This is a genomic window from Kitasatospora sp. NPDC056783 (assembly GCF_042789895.1).
GTDB lineage: Bacteria > Actinomycetota > Actinomycetes > Streptomycetales > Streptomycetaceae > Kitasatospora.
Genome location: NZ_JBHUAF010000400.1, coordinates 1 through 7,810, shown reverse-complemented (window position 1 = coordinate 7,810; position 7,810 = coordinate 1). Strand labels below are relative to the sequence as shown.

Genomic DNA, 7,810 nt, shown 5'->3' with positions numbered 1-7,810 from the left:
GGCCTGCACGGTGAATCCGGTCGGCGCCGGCAGCGCCGCCAGATTGGCCAGCCGCTCGATCTGGCAGTACTCGCGCTGCCGCCCGGCGAAGTGCGCGGGCCACAGCACGGAACGGTCCCCGGTGCGCCGGAACTCGGCGAGCATGTGCGTGAACGGAGCGTCCAGGCCGAAGGCGTCCGTACCGATGAGCCGCACGCCGAGGTCGAGCAGGAGATTCGTCGCCGCTCCGTCCAGGCCGGCGAACCGGGTGAAGTACTCGGGCGTCCCGGCCCGCCGGTCGGCGCCGGTGTGCAGCAGCACGATCTCCCCGGGGCCGGGCCGGTGGCCGATCTCCTCGAAGGCCCGGTGCAGCCGGTCCGCGCCGATCGTCCCGGTCTCGCAGTCGGTGAGGTCGAGGCGGACGCCCGGCCCGGTGAACCACTCCAGCGGCAGCTCGTCGATGTGGCGCGGCCTGCCGTACGCGGCCCGGCTGCCGTAGTGCGAGGGCGCGTCGACGTGGGTGCCGGTGTGGGTGGTCAGGGTCAGGGTGTCCAGCGAGAGCAGCTCGCCGTCCGGCAGGTCCGCGACGTCGAACTCCAGGCCGTGGTCGCGGAGCATGCCCTCGGCCATGTGGCGGGCGCCCGCGGCGGGGGTGAGCACCTCGTGGGTGATGCCGTCCACCTCCCAGGCACCGGCGTCGATCGTCGAGGAGAGGTCAAGGACGCGCATCCGCGGCTCCTTCCGGCAGCAGGCCGCAGGCCCGCAGGACGTCGGGGTACCGGTCCGGTCCGCGGTCCCGGGCGGCGAGGTGGCCGTCCGGCCGGATCAGCAGGAACTCCCCCGGCGCCAGGCCGAGTTCGCGGCGCAGCCGGCCGTCGGGGTCGGGCAGCTCGCCGGGAGCGCCCGGGCCGGCGACCGTACGGACCGCCACCGCGGCACCGAACTCCCCCGCCGTCCGGGCCAGTTCCTCCCGGTACCGGGCGCTCCCGGTGGTGTTCGGGGTGGTGGCCAGCAGGAGCCAGCGGGGATCGGCGAGTTCGGCCCGGAGCGCGGACCAGCCGGGGTGTTCGGCGGCTGCCCGGGCGTCGCAGCCGATCCGGTCGCCGGGGGCGGGCGCGCCGTCCGGCGCGCCGGACGGTCGGGTGAGCGGGCTGTCCGGGTAGGCCAGGGCGAGCCCGCAGAAGCCGCGGATCATCCGGCCCTCGACCTTGCGCCGCAGCGGCGCGATCCGGCGCAGCGCCGCGGTGCCCGCGGTGAGCAGGGCCGGGGCGAGCGCGGTGCGCAGCGAGACCAGGGCGGTGGCCGTGCGCGTGGAGCGGAGCAGGACGGCGCCGGTCGGGACGCGCTCGGCGTCGTAGCTGTCGAGCAGGGCGGGGGCGGCGTGCCCCCGGATCACGTCGGCGAGCTTCCAGGACAGGTTGTAGGCGTCCTGGATGCCGCTGTTCATGCCCTGCCCGGAGGCCGGGCTGTGGACGTGGGCGGCGTCCCCGGCGAGGAAGCAGCGGCCCTCGCGCATCCGGGTGATCTGGCGCTGCTGGACGGTGAAGACGGAGAGCCAGGTGGGGGCGGTGACGGCGACGGGACGGCCCAGCGCCCGGCCGATCTTGCCGGCGAGGCGGCGCCGGACGCGCTCCGGGTCCTCCGCGCCGTCGGTGTCCGCCGTGTCCACCACCCGCCACTTGCCGGGCTCGGGGAACGGGACGAGCAGCAGGGTGCCGGGGTCGGTGTGCAGCAGGTGGTTGCTGTCCGGCGGGAGGTCGGCGTCGAGGGTGACGTCGGCGTTGAGCCAGACCTGGGTGGAGTCGCCGATCAGGCGCATGCCGAGCTGTTTGCGGACGGTGCTGCGGCCGCCGTCGGCGCCGATCAGCCAGGGCGCCCCGGCCTCCTCGGTGCGCCCGTCGGCGTGCCGGAGGGTGACGCGCACGGAGTCGGACTCCTGCCGCAGCGCGGCGAGTTCGACGCCCCACTCGACGGGCACGCCGAGTTCGGCGGTGCGCTCGCGCAGCACCCGTTCGGTGACCACCTGGTCGACCATCAGGCTGAACGGGTAACGGGTGGGCAGTGTGCGGTAGTTGGTTTCGAACCGGACGAGGGTGCGGCCGCGCCGGTGCATGGTGAAGTGGGTGACCCGGCGGCCCAGCGGCAGCAGCCGGTCGAGGGTGCCCATCTGGTCGAGCACCTCCATGGTGCGGGCGTGCACCGCCAGGGCCCGGCTGCTGGTGGCCGGTCCCGCCGCGGCGTCGACCAGCCGCACGGGGATGCCGCGGCGGGCGAGTTCGTGCGCCGCGGTGAGGCCGACGGGGCCCGCCCCGGCGATCAGGACGGGCTGGGCGTGGTCAGCCACGGTGCTCCTCGGCGAACCGCTTGGCGAGTCCGAGGGTGGCGCGGCTGTTGCCGCCGGCGGCGTCGCGGATGAAGCGGCGGGCGGTGGCGGCGGTGGCGTCCGGACCGAGGACGGCGGGGATCGCCTCCGGGTTGAGGACGACGGCGTGCCAGGAGGTGACCCGGACGCCGTGCTCGGTCGGCTGGACGCTCCAGCGGCCGGTGTGCGCGGCCATCATGGAGGGCGTGCGCAGCTGCTTGTAGGCGATGTCCGTCCCGGGCAGGCAGATCCGCACGGACTCGGTGGTGTGCTCGGAGCCGTCGGCGGTGCGGGTGTCCATGGCCATGTGCTGGATGCCGCCGCTCTCCTCGCGCAGGTCGAGCCGGGCGACGTGGGGCAGCCGGGCGGGCCAGGCGGCGGCGTCCCGGAGGAAGTCGTGGACCGTCTCCGGGGCGGCGTCGACGAGTACCGAGTCCTCGAACTCGAACTCCAGCTCGGCGAGGCCGTCCCAGCGTTCGGCGAGGTCCTTGATGGCGGCGAGTTCGCTGCGGCTGTTGCGGTCGGTCGCCTCGGTGATCCAGTCCAGGCCCCGCGGGTCGTCGTCCAGGGCACCGAACTCGTGGGTGAGGGTGAGCGTGGCCCCGCCGGGGCGCTCGGTCACCTGCCACCCGCCCGCCATCGAGGCGACCGGCGGCGAGGACACCTCCTGGCGGAAGGCGATCCGGCGCTGCCCTGGGTCGAGTTCGCGGCGGGAGGTCCAGTGCTTCACCTCGCCGTTGGCCCGCGCCCAGATGCGCAGGCGCTCGGCCCCGGGGGCGAGTTCCTCGCGCTCCACGTGCAGGGTGGGGGCGAAGCGCCGCGGCCAGGCCGGGGCGTCGGCGATGAGGGCGTAGACGGTGTCGGCGGGGGCGTCGACGTCGATCGAGTGGGTGGTGTGCCGGGTGGCGGGCATGGTCGGAACGGGCCTTTCCGTCGCGGAGGTCTGGGCTGCTCAGTAGATGCCGAGGCCGCCGCAGACGTTGAGCGCCTGGGCGGTGATCGAGGCGGCGTCCGGGGTGGTCAGGTAGGCGACCATGCCGGCCACCTCCTCGGCGGTGGAGTAGCGGCCGAGCGGGATCTTCTGCTCGAAGCGCGTGAGGATGTCCTCTTCGGTGGTCTCCCAGGTCGCGGCGTACGCCTGGCGGACCCGGACGGCCATCGGCGTCTCGACGTAGCCGGGGCAGACCGCGTTCACGGTGGTGCCGGTGTGGGCGAGTTCCTTGGCCAGCGCCTTGGTGAAGCCGATGACGCCGGCCTTGGAGGCCGAGTAGGGCGCGCCGAGCGGAACGCCCTGCTTGCCGCCGGTGGAGGCGACGGTGACGATCCGGCCGTGGCCGGCCGCCTCCATGCCGCCGGTGGTGAGCACCTCGCGGGTGACCCGGAAGACGCTGGTCAGGTTGGTGTCGATGACGTCCTGCCACAGCTCGTCGGTGATCCCCGAGGTGACGCCGCCGCCGTTGCGCCCGGCGTTGTTGACCAGCACCCGGATCGGGCCGAAGCGGTCCACCGCCGCCCGCACCACGGCCCGGACGTCCTCCCCGGAGCGCACGTCGGCCGCGGCACCGTCCACCTCCAGGCCCCTGCCGCGCAGGTCGGCGACCGTCTCGGCGACGGACCCCGCGGTGCGGGCGCAGATGAAGACGCGCAGCCCACGCCGGGCCAGCCGTTCGGCGCTGGCCAGTCCGATTCCACTGGTCGCCCCGGTCACCAGGGCGACGTCGCCGGTTGTCACGGTGCTCATCGCATCGATCTCCTGTCTCGCTCACGGGCCGCGGGCCCTGCCGGGCCGCGCGGGTCTGCGCCGACCCTGCCCGGCCGCCTTCGACTGCGGTTCGAGCGCGTCCCGCGCGCCGGGCGCTCCAACGGGAGTCGAAGCGCGGCTGGGAGCGTCGGCGCTGCTCCACCACCGACGAGCCGAGGAGGCCAGCAGCATGACGGGATCGCTGTACGAGGAGGTCCAGCACTTCTACGGCCGGCAGATGCGCCACCTGGACGAGGGCGAGGTCGCCGAGTGGGCCGCGACCTTCACCGAGGACGGCGTGTTCGCGGCCAACGCCCGCCCGCACCCGCAGGAGGGCCGCCCGGCGATCGAGCAGGGCGCCCGGGAGGCGGCGCGGCGGCTGGCCGAGGCCGGGGTCCGGCACCGGCACTGGCTCGGGATGCTGGAGGTCACCGAGCGGCCGGACGGCTCGCTGCTGGCCAGGACGTACGCGCTGATCGTCGCGACGCCCCGGGGCGGGCCGGCCGCCGTCCACCTGAGCTGCGACTGCGAGGACGAACTGGTCCGGGTCGGCGGCGAGTTGAAGGTCCGCCACCGCCGGGTGCGGCGCGACGACCTGCCCGCCTGAGAGGAGGCCACCGTGGACCTCCCACGGGACAGCACGACCTTCGGCCCGCCGCTGGAGACGGTGGCGGAGCTGATCGGCGGCCCCCGGATCGACGACCTGCTCCGCCGCGCGGCGCGGCGCGCCCCGCACCACCCCTCGCTGGTCGCCGACGGCCTGGTGCTCGACCACGCCGCGCTGGACGCCCGGGTGAGCGACTGCGCCGAGGCGCTGCGCGCCGCCTTCGGCGGCCCCGGCACGGTGATCGCGATCGCCGCCGAGCTGACCGTCGACTTCGCGGTCACCTTCCTCGGCATCTCCCGGTCCGGGAACACCAGCGCGATGTTCAACCCGCTCGTCCCGGACGACACCCTGGTGCACGTCCTGAACGCCTGCGGCGCCCGGGCGGCCGTGCTCTCGCCCCGGATGCACCACCGGATCCTGGCGCTGCGCTCCCGGCTGCCGCTGCTGGACCGGCTGGTGGTGACCGCCGACGCCGGCGACGGCACCCCCGTCCTGGCCGGCCTGGGCCGCACCGCCGTCCCGCCGGGCGAGGAGGTGGAGACCGCCTGCCTCCAGTTCACCAGCGGCACCACCGGCGCCCCCAAGACCGTCCGGCTGAGCCACCGCAACCTGCTGGTGAACGCGGCCCAGTCCGCGCACGCCCACCGGCTGACGGCGGACTCCGTCGCGCTCGACAACCTGCCGTCCTTCCACCTGATGCACCTGGACACCGCGCTGGCGGTCGGCGCGACCCTGGTGCTCTGCCCGGAGGAGGACCGCGCGGCCCTGGTGGAACTGGCCCGCGACCGGCGGGCCACGCACCTGTACAGCCTGCCGGTGCGGCTGTCCCGGCTCGCCGGGGACGAGCGGCTGCCCGGCTTCCGGGTGCCGTCGCTGCGGGCGGTGCTGTCCGGGGGCTCGGCGCTGCCGCCCCGGACGACGACCGCGCTCCAGGAGCACTTCGGCGTCCCGGTGGTCCAGGGCTACGGACTCGCCGAGACCTCGCCGTCGACGCACTTCGACCTCCCGGAGGGGCCGACCGTCGGCTCCAGCGGTCCGCCGGTGGCCGGGACGGCCTGCCGGATCACGGACGTGCGCACCGGCGAGGTGCTGCCGGTGGGCGAGCGCGGCGAGATCCAGGTCCGGGGCCCCCAGCTGATGCTGGGCTACCTGGGCGACGGACCCGCCGGGGCCGAAGCGCCCGCCGACGCCGACGGCTGGTTCCGCACCGGCGACGTCGGCCGGATCGACGGCTCGGGCCGGCTGTTCGTCGTCGACCGGATCAAGGACGTCTTCAAGTGCGACAACTGGCTGGTGTCGCCGACGGAGATCGAGCGGGTGCTGATGCGGCACCCGGCCGTCGCCGACTGCGTGGTCTTCGACCGCCCCGACGAGCTGAGCGGGGCCGTCGCCGTCGCCCTGGTGGTGCCGCGCGGCGACGGCGTCGACCCGGCCGCCCTCACCGGGTTCGCGAACACCCGGCTCCCCTACTACGAGCACCTGGCCGAGCTGCGGCTCGTGGACGGCATCCCGCGCTCGGCCACCGGCAAGGTCCAGCGGCGCGAGCTGCGCGACCGGATGTTCGGCCCGCTCTGACCCGCCCTCATCCCCGCCGTCACACCCCATCCCGACCCACCTCAGGAGGAACACCGTGTTCACCTTCATCAACCGCTTCACCGTCACCGGGGACATCGCCGAGTTCGAGAAGCTCGTCGGCGAGATCAGCGACTTCATGAGCGGGCAGCCCGGCTTCCGCTCGCACCGGCTGTACCGGTCCGCCGCGGACGCCTCGGTGTACGTGGAGACCGCCGAGTGGGACGACGCGGCCTCGCACAAGGCGGCGACCGGCTCGCCCGAGTTCCGCTCCCGGGTCGGCCGGGTCATGGGCCTCGCCCAGGCCGAGCCGGCCCCCTTCGACCTGATCGCCCGCCACGGCGCCTGAGAGGAACCCGTCATGACGAAGAACGGCGAGACCATCCCGCAGTCGGTGATCCGGCTGCGCGAACTGGGGCTGAGCGCGGCCGGCGCGGCCGCGGTCCGGGCCGCGGCCCGGCTGGGCCTGGCGGACGCGCTGGGCGAGGAGCCCACCGACCCCGCCGAGCTGGCCCGGGCCGTGAAGGCCGACCCGGACGCCCTGCTGCGGCTGCTGCGCGCGCTGACCTGCCACGGCGTCTTCGCCGAGCAGCCGGACGGCCGGTACGCCCACACCGACTCCTCCCGGCTGCTGCGCACCGACACCCCGCGCAGCCTCCGCGACATGGTGCTCTGGGGCACCGAGCCGTGGACCTGGGAGCTGTGGGGGCACCTCGACGAGGCGGTGCGCACCGGCGAGGCCGTCTTCCCGGGGCTGCACGGCATGGACTTCTTCGACCACCTGCACGCCCACTCCCCGGAGTCGGCGGCCGTCTTCGACCGGGCGATGACCCAGTCCAGCCGGCTGTCCGCGCTCGCCCTGGCCGACCGGCTCGACCTGACCGGCGTCGGCTCGGTGGTGGACATCGCCGGCGGCCAGGGGCACGTCCTGGCCACCCTGCTGGAGCGCGAACCCGGGCTGCACGGCACCCTGCTGGACCTGCCCGAGGTGGTGGCCGGGGCCGACGAACGGCTGCGGCCGGGCGGCGCGCTGGCCGGGCGGGCGACGCTGCTGGGCGGCGACTGCCTGCGGGAGGTGCCGGTGCGCGCCGACCTCTACCTGCTGAAGAACATCCTGGAGTGGGACGACGAGAGCACCGTCCTGACGCTGCGCAACGTGGTCGCGGCGGCGGCCCCGGGCAGCCGGGTGGTCATCGTGGAGAACCTGGTGGACGGCAGCCCCGAGCTGAAGTTCACCACCGCGATGGACCTGCTGCTGCTGCTCAACGTCGGCGGCCGCAAGCACACCGCGGACGGCCTGGTCCGGCTGGTCGAGGAGGCCGGGCTGACCGGCGTCGAGGTCCGTCCGGTCAACTCCTACCTGCACCTGGTGGAGGGCGTGGTGCCCGCGCGGGGCTGACCGGCCCGCCCCCGCACGGCCGCTGCCCCCGGATCCGTCCGGCGCCCGCAGGGCAGCAGCCGGGCGGTACTGGTCCTCCCGGACGCCGAGACGGCCGGCCGGGTGCGGGGCGCCGGTGAAGTGTGGCTCCTGGCCGCGTCGGGGCGGCCG

General features: G+C 75.1%; 8 protein-coding genes. 4 read left to right on the top strand and 4 right to left on the bottom strand.

Features of this window, described 5'->3' with window-relative positions:
• The 4 genes from ACFRMQ_RS34950 to ACFRMQ_RS34935 form a co-directional block, all read right to left on the bottom strand.
• The coding region (locus ACFRMQ_RS34950; RefSeq protein ID WP_380734822.1) for a cyclase family protein at nucleotides 1-708 on the bottom strand (708 nt) is incomplete at its 3' end.
• Nucleotides 695-2,323: an FAD-dependent oxidoreductase gene (locus ACFRMQ_RS34945; protein ID WP_380734821.1), complete on the bottom strand. Its 1,629-nt coding sequence runs from the start codon at nucleotides 2,321-2,323 to the stop codon at nucleotides 695-697. The genes ACFRMQ_RS34945 and ACFRMQ_RS34950, both read right to left, overlap by 14 nt.
• Nucleotides 2,316-3,254: an aromatase/cyclase gene (locus ACFRMQ_RS34940; RefSeq protein ID WP_380734820.1), complete on the bottom strand. Its 939-nt coding sequence runs from the start codon at nucleotides 3,252-3,254 to the stop codon at nucleotides 2,316-2,318. The genes ACFRMQ_RS34945 and ACFRMQ_RS34940 overlap by 8 nt, the downstream gene beginning before the upstream one ends.
• Nucleotides 3,255-3,293: 39 nt before the next feature.
• The gene (locus ACFRMQ_RS34935; protein ID WP_380734819.1) at nucleotides 3,294-4,082 is read right to left on the bottom strand and encodes an SDR family NAD(P)-dependent oxidoreductase; all 789 of its coding nucleotides are present in this window, start codon (nucleotides 4,080-4,082) and stop codon (nucleotides 3,294-3,296) included.
• A gap of 190 nt (nucleotides 4,083-4,272) precedes the next feature.
• Between ACFRMQ_RS34935 and ACFRMQ_RS34930 the strand changes: the two genes are divergently transcribed.
• The 4 genes from ACFRMQ_RS34930 to ACFRMQ_RS34915 are packed head-to-tail and all read left to right on the top strand — an operon-like array spanning nucleotide 4,273 to nucleotide 7,660.
• Nucleotides 4,273-4,689, top strand: a complete 417-nt coding sequence (locus ACFRMQ_RS34930) for a nuclear transport factor 2 family protein (RefSeq protein ID WP_380734818.1) — start codon at nucleotides 4,273-4,275, stop codon at nucleotides 4,687-4,689.
• 12 nt (nucleotides 4,690-4,701) lie between these two features.
• Nucleotides 4,702-6,264: a class I adenylate-forming enzyme family protein gene (locus ACFRMQ_RS34925; protein ID WP_380734817.1), complete on the top strand. Its 1,563-nt coding sequence runs from the start codon at nucleotides 4,702-4,704 to the stop codon at nucleotides 6,262-6,264.
• A 55-nt stretch (nucleotides 6,265-6,319) separates the two neighbouring features.
• On the top strand, nucleotides 6,320-6,610 hold the full coding sequence (locus tag ACFRMQ_RS34920) for an antibiotic biosynthesis monooxygenase family protein (RefSeq protein ID WP_380734816.1): 291 nt from the start codon (nucleotides 6,320-6,322) through the stop codon (nucleotides 6,608-6,610).
• 12 nt (nucleotides 6,611-6,622) lie between these two features.
• Entirely contained in the window at nucleotides 6,623-7,660 is a 1,038-nt protein-coding gene (locus ACFRMQ_RS34915; RefSeq protein WP_380734815.1) for a methyltransferase, read from the top strand.
• Nucleotides 7,661-7,810: the final 150 nt, after the last annotated feature.